Source organism: Bradyrhizobium cosmicum, from assembly GCF_032290525.1.
Taxonomy (GTDB): Bacteria; Pseudomonadota; Alphaproteobacteria; order Rhizobiales; family Xanthobacteraceae; genus Bradyrhizobium; species Bradyrhizobium cosmicum_A.
Genome location: NZ_JASXTA010000029.1, coordinates 32,230 through 48,909, shown reverse-complemented (window position 1 = coordinate 48,909; position 16,680 = coordinate 32,230). Strand labels below are relative to the sequence as shown.

The window sequence follows — 16,680 nt, the reverse complement described above, 5'->3', positions numbered from 1 at the left end:
GATAGCAAACATGACCGTGATCCCATTTCGGCGCCGCCGCACATTCCTGAGCTGGCCCACTATTCCGGGCACACTAGTTGCCCGCGGCGCAGGTCGTGGTGCGGCTGACGTTGCGTCCGCCGATGCGGCTAGGGCCGCCTCACCCGCGTTCAATGGCGGATAAAGAAAATAGCTCCGGGCGAATCGACCAGAGCCGCTCCCTTCCATAGAGCGTTTCGACGAGGGGCGGCTTTGCGGCTGCCGGAAGCCTACCCGAACGCCTGCCGCAGCCGGCGCGCCAAATCAAACAGCATCTGGTTCTGCTTCACCAGGCGCTTGCCGTGGCTGAGCGAAGACATCGCCATCGCCGCGAGTTTTCCGCGCGAGGTCAGCGGAACAAAACTGTCGAAGATGGCTTCGTCGTCCTTGCAGAACATGCGCTTGTACTCGTCCGAGCCGATGCCGAGGTCGAGCGAGCGGTAGCCGCGCTCGGCATAGCGGTCGATGATGTAGCGCATCAGGATCAGGCCCGGGCTGTAGCGGGCATGCTCGGACATTGTGTAGGTGTTGAACATCGTCGAAAAGCGCTCGCCGTCGGCGACGCCGGCGAAGATCGCGATCACCTCGTCGTCGCATTCGAGTGCGTGGATGTCGATGATGCGGCCTTCGCCGCGCGGCGCAAGGCACGCGCTGCGGATGAATGCTTCGACGCCCGGCTCGGCGAAGACGTTCGGCAGTTTTTGCTCGGCCATCCGCGCCGGCTTGACGCGGAAGAACCACTCCAGCAGACGGGTGACGTCCGCATCCGTCGTGGCAAGGTGATAGCGATAGCCGGCCAGCGCCTGGAGCTTCTTCTCCTTGCTCTTGAGGCGGCGGCGAAAGGAACTGCTGATCCGCGACGCTGGCGGCCCGCCCGGCTCCATCGCCAGCAGCGGGCAGCCGTTGATCGCGCTCTGCCGCGGCAGCAGCGCAAGCGGATTTTGCTGGTCGTGCCAGTGCAGCGGCTGCTGTGTCAGCGAGAGCACGTCGGCATGCTCGCGCAGCGGCGCAAGCAGCACGTCGAGATCGGCGGTCACCGTCTGCGCTGCGAACTCGGCGTTCCACAGGCCCATGTTGAAGGTGGTATGCTTGCCGCCCATGAAGCAGGCCGTGCGTACGCCGTGACTTTGGCGCAGCGAGAGCGGCAGCAGCAGCAGCGGCCGGCGATCCGCGTCGCGGGCGATGACGATGAAGGGATTGGAGCCTTCGCGGCTGCCCACCAGTTGCTGCCACGGGCTGAGCAGGTCGAAGCGCTGGTAGGGCGTGAAGAGGTGGCCGCTCTCCTCGAAGGCGCGCCAGACCGCCTCGGCCTCGCGGAGATCGGTGACGATATCGACATGCGCGATACGGCTCGCGTGCGACTGCGCGGGCGATTCTGCCGTCCGGCTTTGCATCGCCGCAGCCATGGTCATTCACGAAACCTGTCGAGAAATCAAAATAAGCGTATTTCGGCCTGGGGCCGACCTTTGCAAAGAAATGTCAACAAAGGGTAATGACAATAGCTGAGGGAACAGGCCGCCGAACGCAAAGGTGGGGATCGTGGCATCCGACGACAGCTGGCTGGAGCGGTTGCGGCTTGAGCTGGCCTGGTTCAGCGGCCAGGCCGCACTGCGCAGCCGTGGCGCCGGCGCCATCCTGCGCTTCCAGCGCGTGCGGCCGCGGCGGCGCGGTGGGTTCCAGCCGCTGCGTGAGAACGAGATCAGTCCGCAATTTCTCGACCGCGTCATCCGCGCGCTGAAGCGGTGGAAATATGACGTCCTCGGCATGGACGATGTCTGCGGCCGTGCGGTGACGCTGCCGGAGGGGCGGCGCTTCGCGGCGCTCACCTTCGACGGCGCCAACAAGGACCTGATCAGCTTCGCCTATCCGGTGCTGGCGCGCCACGCGGTGCCGTTCACGATCTTTGTGCCGACTGCGTTTCCCGATGGCGTCGGCGAAGCCTGGTGGCTCGGGCTCGAGCAGGTGATCGCGCGCGAGAGCCGCGTCAGCCTGATGATGGGTGAGAGAGAACAGCGCTTCACCGTCACTGATGATGCCGAGAAACAGGCACTGTACTCGTTCATCGAAGGCTGGCTGCGCTCGTTGCCGCCGGCGGATCTGTCGGCCGCGATCGCCGATCTCTGCACGCGGTACCGGATCGATCTTGCCGCGCTCTCGCGCGAGGCGTCGATGGATTGGGAGGATCTGTCGAAGCTGGCGGCCGATCCGCTCGTCACGATCGGCAGTGCGACCGTGAACTATCCGGTTCTCGCCAACATGAAGGATGCCGCTGCGCTGCGCGAGATGACGATGGGCAGGGCGGTGGCGGAAGCGACCTTCCACCGCGAGATCCGGCATCTCGCCTTTCCGTTCGGCGACCGCTCCTCGTTCCGGCGCAGCCATGTCGTGATGGCGGAGGAGGCCGGCTTTGCCAGCGCGGTGACGACAATCCCGGGCGTCGTGGACGCGGAGGGACGCACCAATCTGCGCGCGCTGCCGCGCATTTCCTGGGATGGCCGGGTGCGCTCGCTACGCATGCTGCGCGTACTGGTATCGGGCGTTGCCTTTGCGCCGGTGAAGCCGACGGGCCGCGCTACGAACTAGACGCGCTACGAACTAGACTTGGCGCGATCCGGCCGCTGCATCCAGCTCACGATCGGCATCGCCGGCAGCACCCAGCCCATGCCGACCACCACGTAGTAGATCGCCTGCCGCCAGCCGGATTCGGCGATCCACGGCATCTGCGCCAGCGCCATGCCGAGCAGGGCCCAGACCGTGGCCAGCACCAGAAGCAGGATGGCGCCGAGGAACTTGCGGGTGCGGATCGTCATGGCGGAACAGTGCGGCTTTCGCGAAACTTGCGCTGCGGGAGCCGGGGACTATAAGGGGCACGCAGTCCGGTTCAAGTCTCTTTGAAACATGCTTGGTTTCGCCCTTGAAATGACGACGATTTCCGCTCCAACCCACCCGCATCGCGCCGTGCGCTGGTGGCTGATCTGCGTGGCCGCGCTGATCGCGCTGATGGTGCTGGTCGGCGGTGCGACGCGGCTGACGGAATCCGGCCTGTCGATCGTCGAATGGAAGCCGGTCACCGGCAGCGTTCCGCCGCTGTCCGAAGCGCAGTGGACGGAAGCATTCGAGGCCTACAAGAAGATCCCGCAATACCGCGAGCTCAACGCCGGCATGAGCCTGTCCGAGTTCAAGGAGATTTTCTGGTGGGAATGGAGCCACAGGTTTCTCGGCCGCTTCATCGGCCTCGCCTATCTGCTGCCGTTCCTGTTCTTCCTGTGGCGCGGCGGACTGTCCGGTGAGTTGAAGCGGCGGCTGTGGTTGCTGTTCGCGCTCGGCGGCCTCCAGGGCGTGGTCGGCTGGTGGATGGTGGCCTCGGGCCTGACGGAACGGGTCGAGGTCTCGCAATATCGGCTGGCGACGCATCTGATGCTCGCGCTTCTGATCTTCGCCGGCATCGTCTGGACCGTGCGGCGGCTGCCCGGGCGGCCGCAGATCGCAGCGCCCGCGCGGCTGCGCTTCACCGCCGCGCTGCTCCTCCTCGCGACCCTGCTGCAGATCTATTTCGGTGCGCTGGTCGCCGGCCTGCGCGCCGGGCGTGCCTACAACACATGGCCGCAGATCGACGGCGCGTTGATTCCCTCAAGCGAGCGGCTCTGGTTCGAGACGCCGTGGTGGCGCAACATGTTCGACAATGTGCTGACGGTGCAGTTCGAGCACCGCATGACGGCCTATGCGCTGTTCGTGCTGGCGGCCCTGCATGCGATCGATGCGGTGCGTTCGCGGACAGGTGCCGCAACTGGCGGCGCGCTGTGGCTGTTCGCGGCGGTCAGCTTGCAGGCGGTGCTCGGCATCCTCACGCTGCTCAACCAGGTGCCGATCGGGCTCGCGCTCGCGCACCAGGCGGTGGCGATCGTGGTGCTGGCGCTTGCGGTGATGCAGGCGGAGCGGCTGGCTTCGCGGCAGACGGCCGAGGCGCAGCCGCGCGCGCTTCCTGTCGGTCAGCCCGGCTGATCACCATCAGCCCGGCTGATCAGATCAGCAATAGCCGTAGATGCCGCACGAGTAGGGCAAGCGCCAGAAATAGTCGACCTGCTTGCCGCCGTAATACGAGCCCTGATAATCGTAATCCCAGGGGCGGCCGTAATAGCCCGGCAGCGTGTGCGAGCCGGGCAGCAGCGGGGTGCCCGGCAGATTACGGATGTAGCTGCCGATGCCGTAGGCCGGCGAGATCAGCGCATCCGGATCGGTGTCGACATAAACCCTGGGCGGCTCCTGCGGCGGAGCAGCGGCGCGCCGCTTCGGCGTCGCCGGCAGATCGGCGGCGAGGGCGCTCGAGAGCGTCAACATCGCCGCAAGGGCAGGCACCATCCAGCGCAGCATCGTCGGCTCCGAATCAAAGGGGGCGATCCAAAGACGATGTATGCGGCAGATATAGTTAATGATTGTTAACGGGGCCGTCGTTCCGGGGCGGTGCGAAGCACCGAACCCGGACTCCAGAGATAATCATGCCACTTCGAGATTCCGGGTTCGCGCTGTCGCGCGCCCCGGAATGACAAGAACTACGCCCCCAGCGCCTGTTCCAGATCCGCGATCAAGTCTTCCTTGTCCTCGATGCCGATCGAGAGCCGCACCACGTCGGGGCCGGCGCCGGACCTGACCTTGGCGGCGTCGTCGAGCTGGCTGTGCGTGGTCGAAGCGGGGTGGATCACCAGCGAGCGGGTGTCGCCGACATTGGCAAGGTGCGAGAACAGCTGCAATTTCGACACCAGGCTGACGCCGGCGTCATAGCCGCCCTTCAGGCTGAAGGTGAACACGGCGCCGGCACCCTTCGGCGCGTATTTGCGTGCGAGCTGGTTGTACTTGTCGCTTGGCAAGCCCGCATAGCTCACCGACGCCACCGCCGGATGGCCGGCGAGGAATTCGGCGACCGCCTTGGCATTGTCGCAGTGCCTCTGCATGCGCAGCGGCAGCGTCTCGATGCCGGTGAGGATCATGAAGGCGTTGAACGGCGACAGCGCCGGTCCGAGGTCGCGCAGGCCCAGCACGCGGCAGGCGATCGCGAAGGCAAAATTGCCAAAGGTCTCCTGGAGGCGGATGCCGTGATACTCCGGGCGCGGCTCCGAAAGCATCGGATATTTGCCGCCGGTCGACCAATCGAAGGTGCCGGCATCGACGATGATGCCGCCGAGCGAATTGCCGTGGCCGCCCAGAAATTTCGTCAGCGAGTGCACGACGATGTCGGCGCCGTGGTCGATCGGGCGGATCAGATAGGGCGAGGCCAGCGTGTTGTCGACGATCAGCGGCACGCCGGCTTTGCGCGCGACCGTCGAGATCGCCTCGATGTCGGTGATGCTGCCGCCGGGATTGGCGATGGACTCGATGAAGATCGCCTTCGTGCGCGGCGTGACCGCGCGCTCGAAGCTCTCGATGTCATCGGGATCGGCCCACACCACGTTCCAGCCAAAACTCTTGAACGCATGCGTGAACTGGTTGATCGAGCCGCCATAGAGTTTTCGCGCGGCGATGAACTCGTCGCCGGGCTGCAGCAATTGCTGCAGCACCACGACCTGCGCGGCATGGCCCGAGGCGACGGCAAGCGCGGCGGTGCCGCCTTCGAGCGCGGCAACGCGCTCTTCCAGCACCGCGTTGGTGGGATTGCCGATGCGGGTGTAGATGTTGCCGAACGCCTGCAGGCCGAACAGCGAGGCGGCGTGGTCGGCGTCATTGAAGACGAAAGAGGTCGTTTGATAGATCGGGGTCGCGCGCGCACCGGTTGTCGGATCGGGCTGTGCACCGGCATGCACGGCGAGGGTTGAAAATCCCGGAAGGCGATCGCTCATTGAGGGCGTCCTGTTCTCGTGGTCTGAAATCGCGGGGGATGCTGATGGGCGCTGCGGGCGCCGTCAAGGCGCCGCTTCACATCGACACGATCTTGCTACGCATTGTCGCGTTTGCGAAATGGATCGTTCGCAATTGCGTCAGCTTTGCTCGGTCTTGTTTTTGGCGGCGCGGTCCGATGCCGCGGTGTCGCCACCACCGACACTCATCCGATTGAGGGACAGGCGCATGCCTTGCGTCGGCGCCGGCGGACGCCTGGAACTCAGCGTGCGCGAATTGACGCCCATCCACGAGATCTCGGACGACAGACGGCCGTATTCGATCTTGGGGCAGCGGTTCATCACGACCTTGATGCCGACCGATTCAGCTCTTGCAGCCGCTGCATCATCGCGCGCACCGAGCTGCATCCAGATCACCTTCGGCAGCGGATCGAGCGTGAGCGCCTCTTCGACGACGGGCATGATGTGGCTGGAATTGCGAAAAATGTCGATCATGTCGACGGGGCGGCCGATGTCGGACAGCAAGGCGACGAAGGGCCTTCCGAGCAGCTCCTTGCCGACGTGGCCGGGATTGACCGGGATCATGTCGTAGCCGCGCTGCGCCAGATATTTGAACGCGAAATAGCTCGGCCGCACGTTGACCGGCGAGGCGCCGATCATCGCGATCGACTTCACGCTATTGAGGATGCTGCGGATGTAATTGTCGGGATAGGCGTCGTGGTTCATCTTTTTCTTTCGTTCGTCATTCCGGGGCGATGCGCAGCATCGAACCCGGAATCTCGAGATTCCGGGTTCGGCTCTGCGAGCCGCCCCGGAATGACGGTGTAACAAATACAGTCACTCGTCCCGCCAGGTCGGGGTGCGCTTCTCGATGAAGGCGCCGATGCCTTCTTCGGCGTCGCGCGCCATCATGTTTTCGGTCATGACCTCTGCGGCATAGCGATAGGCCTCGGCAAGGCTCATCTCGGCCTGGCGGTAGAACGCTTCCTTGCCGAGCTTGACAGTGTAGGCGGATTTCAACGCGACCTGTTGGACGAGCTCGATCGCGGCGCCGAGTTCGCTGCCGGCGGGCACGACGCGGTTGACCAGGCCGATCTCGCGGGCGCGGGCGGCCGTGACCGGCTCGCCGGTCAGCAGCATCTCCATCGCCTGCTTGCGCGGCACGTTGCGCGACAGCGCCACCATCGGCGTCGAGCAGAACAGGCCGATGTCGACGCCCGGCGTCGCGAAGCTCGCATCCTCCGACGCGATCGCGAGATCGCAACTCGCAACGAGCTGGCAGCCGGCTGCCGTCGCGATGCCCTGGACGGACGCGACCACGGGTTTCGGCAGGTGCACGATTGCCTGCATCATCGCGCTGCACGCGGTCATCATCTCGGCGAAGAAGGCGCGGCCGCGATCCGGGTCGGTGCGGCGCGCGGTCAGTTCCTTCATATCGTGGCCGGCGGAGAAGGCCGGGCCGTTGGCGGCGATCACGACGCCGCGGACCGCCTTGTCGTTTCCGATCTCGTTGAGCTCGGCATGCAGGCTAGCGATCATCGCGGCCGACAGGCTGTTGCGGGCGGCCGACCGGTTCAGCGTCAGCACCGCGATGGGGCCCAAGGTCTCGCGCAGCAGGATCGGCGGTTGCGGGGTGGGGGCGCGGGCGGCCTGGACGGACATTGACGCGATTTCCGTTGGATGATTGCAATTGGATGACGCAGGTAACTTAATGTAACAGAGCAGGCGAAGCGAGGGCGGGGACGGTATGGCATCAGCGAAAATGAGCGTGGCGGAGGTCGAGCAGTTTCTCCGCGACGAGTTTCCCCAGGCCTTCAGCGGCGACGACATCACGATCGAGAGCGCGGACGGCCAAACCTGCCTTCTGCGGCAGCGCTATAGCGAAAGGATGCTGCGGCCGGGCGGAACCGTGTCCGGCCCGACGCTGATGGCACTCGCCGATTTCGCGATGTACGTGGTGCTGCTGTCCGCGATCGGACCGATCGGGCTCGCGGTCACCACCAATCTGAACATCAACTTCCTGCGCAAGGGGCAGCCCGGGCAGGACGTACTGGCGGAGGCGCGGCTGCTCAAGCTCGGCAAGCGCCTCGCGGTCGGCGAGGTGAAGCTCTTGTCCGGCACCTCGCCCGATCCAATCGCCCATGTCACTTCGACCTATTCCATTCCAACTGTTTGAGCTTTTTACAGGTAACATAGCACCATATTTTCAACCCTTTGATAATGCAGGATTAAATTAGGCCCATGGGCATTGACCGTTGCGCGTCTCTTCTCTAGAAACCCCCGCAGTCCGGTGCGGTGTTCGCGCCGATGCTCCCGTCCACGGAAACTCTGACATGAAAACCTTTTCGGCAAAGCCGGCTGAGGTGACGAAGAAGTGGGTGCTGATCGACGCCAAGGGTCTGGTTGTCGGCCGTCTCGCCACCATCGTCGCCATGCGCCTGCGCGGCAAGCACCTCCCGACCTACACCCCGCACGTTGATTGCGGCGACAACATCATCATCATCAACGCGCAGCATGCGGTCCTCACCGGCCGCAAGCGCGAGCAGAAGACCTACTACAAGCACACCGGTTACGTCGGCCACGTCAAGGAGCGCACCGCGCGCCAGATCCTCGAGGGCAAGCACCCCGAGCGCGTGCTCGAGAAGGCCGTCGAGCGCATGATCCCGCGTGGTCCGCTCGGTCGCGTGCAGATGGGCAACCTCCGTGTCTATGGTGGCGCCGATCATCCGCACGAGGCGCAGCAGCCCGAGAAGATCGACATTGCCAAGTTGAACCGCAAGAACACGAGGGCCGCATAACATGGCCGAATCCATCCAGTCGCTCGACCAGCTCTCGCAGCTCAAGACGGCGGCCGCGCCCGAGGCGCCGAAGCACGAGAAGAAGGTCGACAAGTTCAACCGCGCCTATGCCACCGGCAAGCGCAAGGACGCGGTCGCCCGCGTCTGGATCAAGCCGGGTGCCGGCAAGGTCACGGTCAACGCGCGCGAGGTCGAGGTCTATTTCGCCCGTCCCGTGCTGCGCATGATGATCGAGCAGCCGTTCTCGGTGGCCGCGCGTTCCGGTCAGTACGACGTAATCTGCACCGTCGCCGGCGGCGGTCTGTCCGGCCAGGCCGGTGCCGTCCGTCACGGCATCTCCAAGGCGCTCACCTATTTCGAGCCCGAGCTGCGCACAGTGCTCAAGAAGGGCGGCTTCCTGACCCGCGACTCGCGCGTGGTCGAGCGCAAGAAGTACGGCAAGGCCAAGGCCCGCCGGTCCTTCCAGTTCTCGAAGCGTTAATCGCTTCGGCCGCATTCGTCGCGAAAGCGGCTTCAATGAGATGCAAAAGGGCGCTGATTTCAGCGCCCTTTTTGTTGTTCGTTTGTATGCAAATTGATGGCGTGTTTCCGGAAAACTTGGCCTGGCATGAAAACCTGAATGGAACCCGCGGGACATAGCGTCGCATCTGGAAGGGCGCGCAAATCGGCTGTGCCGATCGCGTAACTGCTATGTCTAAGAGGGGGGCCGACATGATGTCGCTCGATAGCATCACGCTCTATTTGGTTGCCACCATGATTGCCGCACTGCTCGGCGCCATGATGGTGTTCTTCGGCAAGCAGGAGAACAGTCCTGCGCTGAAATGGTGGGGTACCGCCTATCTCCTCGGCGCCGCTTCCGTCGCGCTGTGGACTGCGGCCGGCGACAAGCTCGGGCCGCAGCTTTACCTCGCGCTGAACGCGGTCGGCTTCGTCGCCTGCGGCATGGTGTGGAATGCGGCGCGTGTCTTCCATGGCCGCAAGCCGAACTGGCCGGGTCTTCTCGTCGGCGCGCTCGCCTGGGCCGCTGCCGCCACGCTGCTCGATCCCGCTGCGTCCATGCTGCGCATGCTGGTCGGCGCCGGCATCGTCTCGGTCTATGCGGCGCTGACCGCGAGCGAGCTCTGGGTCGAGCGGCGCAAGAGCCTGCAACGGCGCTGGCCGGCCTTCGTGGTGCCGGTGATGCACGGCTGCGTGCTGATGTTGCCGATCCTGATCGGCAGCTTCCTGCGCCCGCACGATGCCGGCTTCTCCGGCAGCATCTGGCTCACCGTGTTCGCGGTCGAGCTCGTGCTCTATGCCGTCGGCACGGTCTTCGTGATCTTCATGCTGGTGTCCGAGCGTACGGTGACTGCACACCGGACCGCCGCGTCCACTGATCCCCTGACCGGCATGCTGAACCGCCGCGGCTTCTCGGAAGCCTGCGCGCGCGTGATCGAGCGCGAGGCCAAGGCCGGTCGCCCCGTGACCGTGATGATCTTCGACATCGATCATTTCAAATCGATCAACGATCGCTTCGGCCATCCTGCCGGCGACGAGATGCTGAAATTGTTCTCGACCGTCGTCGTCAGCAATCTGCGCATGACCGACCTCTCGGGCCGGATCGGCGGCGAGGAGTTCGCGGCGCTGCTGCCGTGTGCGCTGGAGGAGGGCGTGCTGGTCGCCGAGCGCGTGCGCGAGGCGTTCGAGACGTCCGGCGTCGTGGTCGACGAAGGGCCGGTCGACACCACCGTCAGCATCGGCGTCGCCGGCGGTCCGGCCGGCACCGAGCTCGAGGTGTTGCTAGCCTCGGCCGACACCGCGCTCTACCAGGCCAAGCGCGGCGGCCGAAACCGCGTCGAGGCGGCGGAGGAGCTGCCGCTGTCGCTGGAGAACTGGCGCCGCCAGAGCGCCGCGCGGATCGGTGCGCCACAGGCGCGTCCGGCCACGGCCTGAGCCGAATGGCGCCTGCGGTAATCCTCTGTTTACCATTCGATCCCTACCATTGCGGTCATGGAATCGATCCGTCGACAGAACCCGCAGGCTGCCCTGATGTCGCTCGAAGCCCACGCCGCCTCGGCGCGTGGCGGCTTCGCCTGCCTGTTCTCGACCGCGGACGAATACGAGAGCGCGTTGATCACCGAGCGCCGCGCGCAGGGGCGCTACACCCAAGGCCGCAGCTACTGGCCTTTCGCGCTGTTCGCCGGTTGCGCGCTGATCGTGGCAGGGACCGCGCTGCTGTTCGCCTGAGTGATCTGCATTTTTGGACCGGGCAGGGCGCCGTTCCGGCGCCTTTTTCTTTGTCGCGGGCTACGGTAGACACACCCATCGAACAGAAAAGGGTGGAAACCGATGATCACCGAGATCGCGCAAATCGACGTCAAGCCGGGCAGCGAGAAGGATTTCGAAGCCGCCGTCGCCAAGGCCAAGGCCGCCTTCGGCCGCGCCAAGGGCTTTCACGGTTTTGAGCTGCACAAGTCGATCGAGAAGCCGCAGCGCTACCGGTTGATGGTGAAATGGGCGACGCTGGAGAACCACACCGTCGATTTCCGCGGCTCCGAGAATTTCACCGAATGGCGCGGCCTCGTCGGCCAGTATTTTGCCTCGCCCCCGGAGGTCGAGCACACCGAGACCGTCCTGACGAGCTGAACCGCCTCAGGCCGCCTCTGCCAGCGGCGGCGCGTCATACGTCTTGAAATGATCGATCATGACTTTGGCGATGGCGACCAGCGGCAGCGCCAGCGCCAGACCCCAGATTCCGAACACGACCCCGAGCAGGATCTGGAATGCGAACAGCGTCGCCGGCGGGATGTCCAGCGCCTGCCGCTGCAGCAGCGGCGTCAGCACGTAGCTCTCCATCGCGTGCACGCCCATGAAGAGGAGAAAGGCCGACAGCGCCGGAATCCAGCCCGAGGCAAGGCTTGCCAGCACCACGACGACGCCGGCGATGATGGCGCCGACGGTGGGAATGAAGGCGAGTAGCCCGGCCTGAATCCCCAGAATGAACGAGCCGGGGATGCCGATGACGGCAAGCCCGATCCAGGTCACCAGGCCGACCGCAAGCATGACGGTGATCTGCGCGATCAGCCAGCGCTCCAGCGTCTCGCTGATGCGGTCGACGACGAGGGTGACGCGGGTGCGATGCCGGGCCGGCGCCAGGAACAGCAGGCCGTCGTGATAGACGGCGGGTTGAGCGGCAAAGGCCAGGCCCAGGAACAGCACGATGAAGATGTTCCCCACGCCGTGGATGGTGCCAAGCAGCAGCTTGAAGGTCTGGCTCACGATCGCGCCGCCGCTGGAGGCGAGTGCGCCGGCACCGGGCAATGGACCGCGCGAGGCCGCTCCCGGCGACGGCGTCGAGTCCGGCGCACTGGCGGAGGAATCAGACGCTGTATTGCCGAGATCGAAAAAGCTGGTGTCGATGCCGTGGTTCTCGAGGAAGGACCGGACATTGGTGATCTGCGACTTGATGGTCTTGCTCAGCAGCGAGGCCTGCTCGGCGATGGTGGCGCCGCCGAGATAGGCAACGCCCGCGAGCATCACGGCGAGCGCTGTGCAGACGATCGCGAGGCGGACCGGATGAGGCAGGTGCACGCGGCGGCCGAGCGCGCCGGTCAGCGCGTTGAGGCCGACGCCGAGCAGCATGCCGGTGAAGATCAGGAGCAGCGTCGCGGCAAAATACCAGGTGAAGACCAGCATTGCCGTGAACAGCACGACGCCGATGCCGCCGACCGAGATCGACCAGGCCAGATCGCTGCGGGACCGGAGCCGTTCATCTCTGGGAATTGTCACGTCGGATCCTTTTCGGCGACTGCACGCAGGGCACTCTTTCGTGAATTTCCGCCCGGGATCAAGCCGGACCAAGCGCCGATTTGACGCGTCCACGGCCGCGGGCAAAGCCGCCGGGCGCGAGACGGCTGCCCGGGGCCGGGTATTTGCGCGAAAATAGCATTGCCGTCCCGCAATCCCTTCTGTTGAATTTGTTCCATCCCAAGGGCATGTTTAGGGAATCTTTTTCGGCGGGAGGTCGGAACGGGAGATGAGAAAGCCGGTCGTCGGCGTGATCGGGAACGCCCATCGCGTCGAAAATCGATTTCAGGTCCAGATGGTCGGCGAGCGTAATCTGCGCGCCGTGGCCGAGGTCTCCGGCGGCCTGCCGGTAATGTTCGCGGGAGCGCCCGACATCACTGATATCGGTGCGCTGCTCGATACCGTCGACGGCATCGTGCTCACCGGCGCCCGCGCCAACGTCCATCCGACCCGTTTCAACGTCGATCCGTGCGAGGCGCACGAGCCCTACGACATCCACCGCGACGAGGTCGCGCTGGCGCTTTCGGTCGCCTGCGTTGCCCGCGGCATCCCGCTGTTCGGAATCTGCCGGGGCTTGCAGGAGATGAACGTCGCCTTCGGCGGCTCGCTGCATCCCGAGATCCGCGAAATTCCCGGCCGCATGAACCATCGCATGCCCCGGCTCGAGAGCGGCGAGATCCATCCCGATCCGACCGTGGTGTTCGCCGACCGTCACGAGGTCGACCTGACACCCGGAGGCGCGTTCGCGAAGATCCTCGGCTGTGAGAAAATCCGGGTCAATTCGCTGCACGGCCAAGGCATATTGGAGCCCGGCAAGCGCGTGCTGATCGAAGGCATCGCCGAGGACGGCACCATCGAGGCGATCCGCATCGCGGAAGCCCCGACCTTCGCGCTGGGTGTGCAATGGCACGCCGAATACGACCCGCAGCACAATCCGATCAACCGCAAGCTGTTCGAGGCGTTCGGCGAGGCGCTGGTGGAGCGGCAGAAGGCGGCGGCCTAGGCGGTCCAACGCTGATAGGCGCGCTTTCGCCGCACCGTCATCGCGTTTCAATTTGCTCTCCAAATGGCAGACACATGCGCCGCCGCCGCGGCCGTCTGGACACCCGCCGAAGGCGACGCCGACTGCGTAGCGCAATGGCGTCGAGACGGATCTCGCGGTTCGCCCCGCAGATTGCATCGCACAATCGCAACGGCGGACAACGCGCCGCCGCATTGAGGTTTGGGAGACGAGCACCATATCTTCGGCAAGGGAGAGCCCTGCCGTGCAGACCAAAAAGGCGGCCCTCGTTGCTGCGATTGGCGTCGTGGCATTGTTCTTCTGCCTCCTTCCGATCTCGGCGGAGGAGAATCGTCGTCTTGCCCTCGTCATTACGATCGAGGGAGCCATCGGCCCGGCATCGGCGAGCTACGTGAAGGAAGCATTGGTCACGGCAGGGCAGCAACGCGCCGAGATCGTGATTCTTCGGATGAATACGCCCGGCGGCCTGAATTCCAGCATGCGCGACATCATCGCCGATGTGCTCGCCTCGTCCGTTCCCGTCGTCGGCTACGTCGCGCCGGCGGGCGCCCATGCGGCGAGTGCCGGGACGTATATCCTCTATGCCAGCCATATCGCGGCGATGGCGCCAGGCACCAATATCGGTGCCGCGACGCCGGTGCAGATCGGCGGACCGCTTCCGGGCCTGCCGAGCGGCACACCCGACAAGGGCGGCAAGGACAAGAAGGACGGCGAGCAGCAGGGCGAGCCGAAGGATGCGATGACGGCAAAGGCGACCAATGATGCGGTCGCCTTCATTCGCAGCCTTGCGGAGCTGCGCAACCGCAATGCGGAGTGGGCCGAGAAGGCGGTCCGTGAGGCCGCCACCCTCTCTGCCAATGCCGCGCTACAGACACATGCCGTCGATCTGGTCGCGCGCGATCAGGCTGAATTGCTGCGAGAGCTCGATGGCCGCGTGGTCGAACTCGCCGGCGGCAAGACGCAGCGCCTGGCGACGCAGGGCGCCGTCATCGAGACCATCGACCCCGGCTTGATCTCCCGTTTCCTCGCGGTCATCACCGATCCGAACGTGGCGTTCATCCTCCTGATGGTCGGCATCTACGGCCTGATCTTCGAATTCATGTCTCCCGGCGCAGTCGCTCCGGGCGTGGTCGGGACGATCTGCCTGCTGCTCGGCCTCTACGCCCTCAACCTGCTGCCGATCAATTATGCCGGCCTCGGCCTGATGCTGGTCGGGATCGCTCTGCTCGCCGTCGAGGCGTTCAATCCCACCGTGGTGGTCGGCCTTGGAGGCGTCATCGCCTTTGTGCTGGGCGCCGTCATGCTGATCAGGATCGAAGCGCCAGGCTATCGGCTGTCGTGGTCGGTCATCGCCGTCGTCGCGGCGATGTTCACGGGTTTCGTCCTGGTCGTGCTCAGCGCGCTCCGGCGCGCCCGCCGCGGTCCGCTACGGGTCGGCGCGCAAGCGATGCTTGGCCTGGCCGCCGAGGTGCTCGACTGGAGCGGGAACGAGGGGCACGTCTTTACGCATGGCGAACGCTGGCAAGCCCGGGGCGCCGACAGCTTCAAGCCCGGCGAGAGGGTCGAGGTCGCCGACATCATCGACTTGACGCTGGAGGTTCGGCGTCCGAGCGGCGAGGGAGGTCAACTGTGATGATTGAATATTCGATCTATGCGGTGCTTGCGCTGATCGTCGTCCTGTTTCTCAGCCAGGCCGTTCGCATCCTCAGGGAATACGAGCGCGGCGTCATCTTCACGCTCGGCCGCTTCGCCGGGGTGAAGGGGCCGGGCCTCATCATCCTCATTCCGGTCGTGCAGCAGCTCGTCAGGGTCGATCTCAGGGTGATGGTGCAGGTGGTGCCGCCCCAGGACGTGATTTCGCGCGACAACGTCTCGGTCAAGGTCAATGCGGTTCTCTATTTCCGCATCGTCGATCCCGAGCGCGCCATCATCAAGGTCGGCGACTACATGGCTGCGACCAGCCAGCTCGCCCAGACCACGCTGCGCTCCGTTCTCGGCAAGCACGATCTCGATGAAATGCTGGCCGAACGCGACCAGCTGAACGCCGACATCCAGGAGATTCTCGACAAGCAGACCGACGTCTGGGGCATCAAGGTCACCGGCATCGAGATCAAGGACGTCGATCTCAACGAAACCATGGTGCGCGCGATCGCCAAGCAGGCGGAGGCGGAACGGTTGCGGCGCGCCAAGGTGATCAACGCGATGGGCGAGCAGCAGGCCGCCGAAAAGCTGGTCGAAGCCGGCCGCATCCTCGCACAGGAGCCGCAGGCAATGCAGCTGCGCTACTTCGCGGCGCTGCACGACATCGCGGGCGAGCGGTCGTCGACAGTCGTCTTCCCGCTGCCGGCCGGCCTGCTCGATCATCTGTTGCCGCGGCGGGAAGCGTGATGATCCTCTAACGTTGCCGGAAGATGACGCACGGATCGCGAGTTCGGACTCGCAGCTGTGAGACGCTTGACGAATTGTTCCCAATATGGGAATATTGCTTCGTGAGGATTATCAAGCAATCCACGTTGGCCAAATTCGCGACGGTAAATCCCAAGGCAAAGCCGGCGCTGACCCGATGGGTGAAACTGGTCAAGACGGGCAATTGGACCTCGATGAATGAGATCCAGGTGACCTTTCCTGGGGTCGTCGCTCTGAACGGTGAGCGCGCGAGGTTTGAAATCGCCGGCGGCAACTTTCGGCTGATCGTCTCGTTTTCGTTCAAGCATCAGATCCCATTCATCAAGTTCATCGGCACCCATGCAGAATACGACAAGGTCGATGCCTTGACGGTCGCAAAATACTGAGGAGCTATCATGGATATTCGCCCTATCCGTACCGAAGCGGATCATGATGCGGCGATCGCTGAAATCGAGCGGCTCTGCGGAGCCGAGCCTGGGACCGACGACGGCGATAAGCTCGATATCCTTGCGACGCTCGTCGAAAAATACGAGAACGAGCATTGGCCGATCGACACGTCGCGCATCGATCCAATCGACATGCTGACCTACCTGATCGATGAGGGCGGGCATACACAGGCGGAGCTTGCTGAGTTGCTGGGCTCCCGCTCGCGCGCGTCCGAGATTTTGAACCGAAGGCGTGCGCTGACGGTCGAGATGATCTTTCGGATCAGCGAGGCCTGGAAAGTGCCTGCCGAACTACTGATCAAGCCGTATCGGTTGAGCGCCGCTTAGCACTTGGGATGGGTCTCGCGTCAGCGAAACTCATCGCTGTTTTGCGAGCG

The 16,680-nt window shown here is 64.6% G+C and carries 20 protein-coding genes; 13 read left to right on the top strand and 7 right to left on the bottom strand.

Annotation, left to right across the window (positions count from 1 at the left end; all coding sequences use genetic code 11):
* Positions 1 to 248: 248 nt before the first annotated feature.
* Entirely contained in the window at positions 249 to 1,430 is a 1,182-nt protein-coding gene (locus QSV46_RS34635) for a GNAT family N-acetyltransferase (RefSeq protein ID WP_314962299.1), read from the bottom strand.
* Positions 1,431 to 1,557: 127 nt separating this feature from the next.
* On the opposite strand from QSV46_RS34635, the gene QSV46_RS34630 reads away from it, so the two are divergent.
* Positions 1,558 to 2,601: a polysaccharide deacetylase family protein gene (locus tag QSV46_RS34630; RefSeq protein ID WP_314962297.1), complete on the top strand. Its 1,044-nt coding sequence runs from the start codon at positions 1,558 to 1,560 to the stop codon at positions 2,599 to 2,601.
* A gap of 5 nt (positions 2,602 to 2,606) precedes the next feature.
* Here the strand turns inward: QSV46_RS34630 and QSV46_RS34625 are convergent, their stop codons facing one another.
* Positions 2,607 to 2,828 (bottom strand): DUF2842 domain-containing protein, encoded by a 222-nt coding sequence (locus QSV46_RS34625; protein WP_027529931.1) that lies wholly within the window; start codon positions 2,826 to 2,828, stop codon positions 2,607 to 2,609.
* A 109-nt stretch (positions 2,829 to 2,937) separates the two neighbouring features.
* On the opposite strand from QSV46_RS34625, the gene QSV46_RS34620 reads away from it, so the two are divergent.
* The gene (locus QSV46_RS34620) at positions 2,938 to 4,020 is read left to right on the top strand and encodes a COX15/CtaA family protein (RefSeq protein ID WP_314962289.1); all 1,083 of its coding nucleotides are present in this window, start codon (positions 2,938 to 2,940) and stop codon (positions 4,018 to 4,020) included.
* A gap of 24 nt (positions 4,021 to 4,044) precedes the next feature.
* Here QSV46_RS34620 and QSV46_RS34615 read toward each other — a convergent pair whose 3' ends face one another.
* The 4 genes from QSV46_RS34615 to QSV46_RS34600 all read right to left on the bottom strand — a co-directional run bounded on the left by QSV46_RS34615 (position 4,045) and on the right by QSV46_RS34600 (position 7,508).
* Positions 4,045 to 4,389, bottom strand: coding sequence for a hypothetical protein (locus QSV46_RS34615; RefSeq protein ID WP_314962286.1), 345 nt, complete (start codon positions 4,387 to 4,389; stop codon positions 4,045 to 4,047).
* A 179-nt stretch (positions 4,390 to 4,568) separates the two neighbouring features.
* The gene (locus tag QSV46_RS34610; protein WP_314962284.1) at positions 4,569 to 5,849 is read right to left on the bottom strand and encodes an O-acetylhomoserine aminocarboxypropyltransferase; all 1,281 of its coding nucleotides are present in this window, start codon (positions 5,847 to 5,849) and stop codon (positions 4,569 to 4,571) included.
* A gap of 138 nt (positions 5,850 to 5,987) precedes the next feature.
* Positions 5,988 to 6,572: a CoA-binding protein gene (locus QSV46_RS34605; RefSeq protein WP_314962281.1), complete on the bottom strand. Its 585-nt coding sequence runs from the start codon at positions 6,570 to 6,572 to the stop codon at positions 5,988 to 5,990.
* A 111-nt stretch (positions 6,573 to 6,683) separates the two neighbouring features.
* On the bottom strand, positions 6,684 to 7,508 hold the full coding sequence (locus QSV46_RS34600; RefSeq protein ID WP_314962279.1) for an enoyl-CoA hydratase: 825 nt from the start codon (positions 7,506 to 7,508) through the stop codon (positions 6,684 to 6,686).
* A gap of 85 nt (positions 7,509 to 7,593) precedes the next feature.
* On the opposite strand from QSV46_RS34600, the gene QSV46_RS34595 reads away from it, so the two are divergent.
* The 6 genes from QSV46_RS34595 (at position 7,594) to QSV46_RS34570 (ending at position 11,269) form a co-directional block, all read left to right on the top strand.
* Entirely contained in the window at positions 7,594 to 8,022 is a 429-nt protein-coding gene (locus tag QSV46_RS34595; protein ID WP_314962275.1) for a PaaI family thioesterase, read from the top strand.
* A 157-nt stretch (positions 8,023 to 8,179) separates the two neighbouring features.
* Entirely contained in the window at positions 8,180 to 8,644 is a 465-nt protein-coding gene (gene rplM, locus QSV46_RS34590; protein ID WP_166815729.1) for a 50S ribosomal protein L13, read from the top strand.
* 1 nt (position 8,645) lies between these two features.
* Entirely contained in the window at positions 8,646 to 9,125 is a 480-nt protein-coding gene (gene rpsI, locus QSV46_RS34585; protein ID WP_314962271.1) for a 30S ribosomal protein S9, read from the top strand.
* Between the two features lie 230 nt (positions 9,126 to 9,355).
* Positions 9,356 to 10,576 (top strand): GGDEF domain-containing protein, encoded by a 1,221-nt coding sequence (locus QSV46_RS34580; RefSeq protein ID WP_314962268.1) that lies wholly within the window; start codon positions 9,356 to 9,358, stop codon positions 10,574 to 10,576.
* 57 nt (positions 10,577 to 10,633) lie between these two features.
* Complete coding sequence (locus QSV46_RS34575; RefSeq protein WP_314962265.1) at positions 10,634 to 10,870, top strand: hypothetical protein; 237 nt, start codon at positions 10,634 to 10,636, stop codon at positions 10,868 to 10,870.
* 102 nt (positions 10,871 to 10,972) lie between these two features.
* Positions 10,973 to 11,269, top strand: a complete 297-nt coding sequence (locus QSV46_RS34570; RefSeq protein ID WP_314962262.1) for an antibiotic biosynthesis monooxygenase family protein — start codon at positions 10,973 to 10,975, stop codon at positions 11,267 to 11,269.
* 6 nt (positions 11,270 to 11,275) lie between these two features.
* On the opposite strand, the gene QSV46_RS34565 is transcribed toward QSV46_RS34570, so the two are convergent.
* A complete protein-coding gene (locus tag QSV46_RS34565) occupies positions 11,276 to 12,412 on the bottom strand; it encodes an AI-2E family transporter (RefSeq protein ID WP_314962259.1) in 1,137 nt (378 codons plus the stop codon).
* A 247-nt stretch (positions 12,413 to 12,659) separates the two neighbouring features.
* Between QSV46_RS34565 and QSV46_RS34560 the strand changes: the two genes are divergently transcribed.
* From QSV46_RS34560 to QSV46_RS34540, 5 genes are all read left to right on the top strand, one after another.
* Positions 12,660 to 13,433 carry a gamma-glutamyl-gamma-aminobutyrate hydrolase family protein gene (locus QSV46_RS34560; RefSeq protein WP_314962256.1) on the top strand — a complete coding sequence of 258 codons (774 nt, stop codon included), beginning with the start codon at positions 12,660 to 12,662 and terminating at the stop codon, positions 13,431 to 13,433.
* A gap of 262 nt (positions 13,434 to 13,695) precedes the next feature.
* Entirely contained in the window at positions 13,696 to 15,084 is a 1,389-nt protein-coding gene (locus QSV46_RS34555; protein ID WP_314962254.1) for a nodulation protein NfeD, read from the top strand.
* On the top strand, positions 15,084 to 15,839 hold the full coding sequence (locus QSV46_RS34550) for a slipin family protein (protein WP_409997248.1): 756 nt from the start codon (positions 15,084 to 15,086) through the stop codon (positions 15,837 to 15,839). Before QSV46_RS34555 ends, QSV46_RS34550 begins: the two co-directional genes overlap by 1 nt.
* A 101-nt stretch (positions 15,840 to 15,940) precedes the next feature.
* Positions 15,941 to 16,243, top strand: a complete 303-nt coding sequence (locus QSV46_RS34545; protein ID WP_314962250.1) for a type II toxin-antitoxin system HigB family toxin — start codon at positions 15,941 to 15,943, stop codon at positions 16,241 to 16,243.
* Between the two features lie 9 nt (positions 16,244 to 16,252).
* Entirely contained in the window at positions 16,253 to 16,630 is a 378-nt protein-coding gene (locus QSV46_RS34540; RefSeq protein WP_314962247.1) for a type II toxin-antitoxin system HigA family antitoxin, read from the top strand.
* Positions 16,631 to 16,680 lie beyond the last annotated feature (50 nt).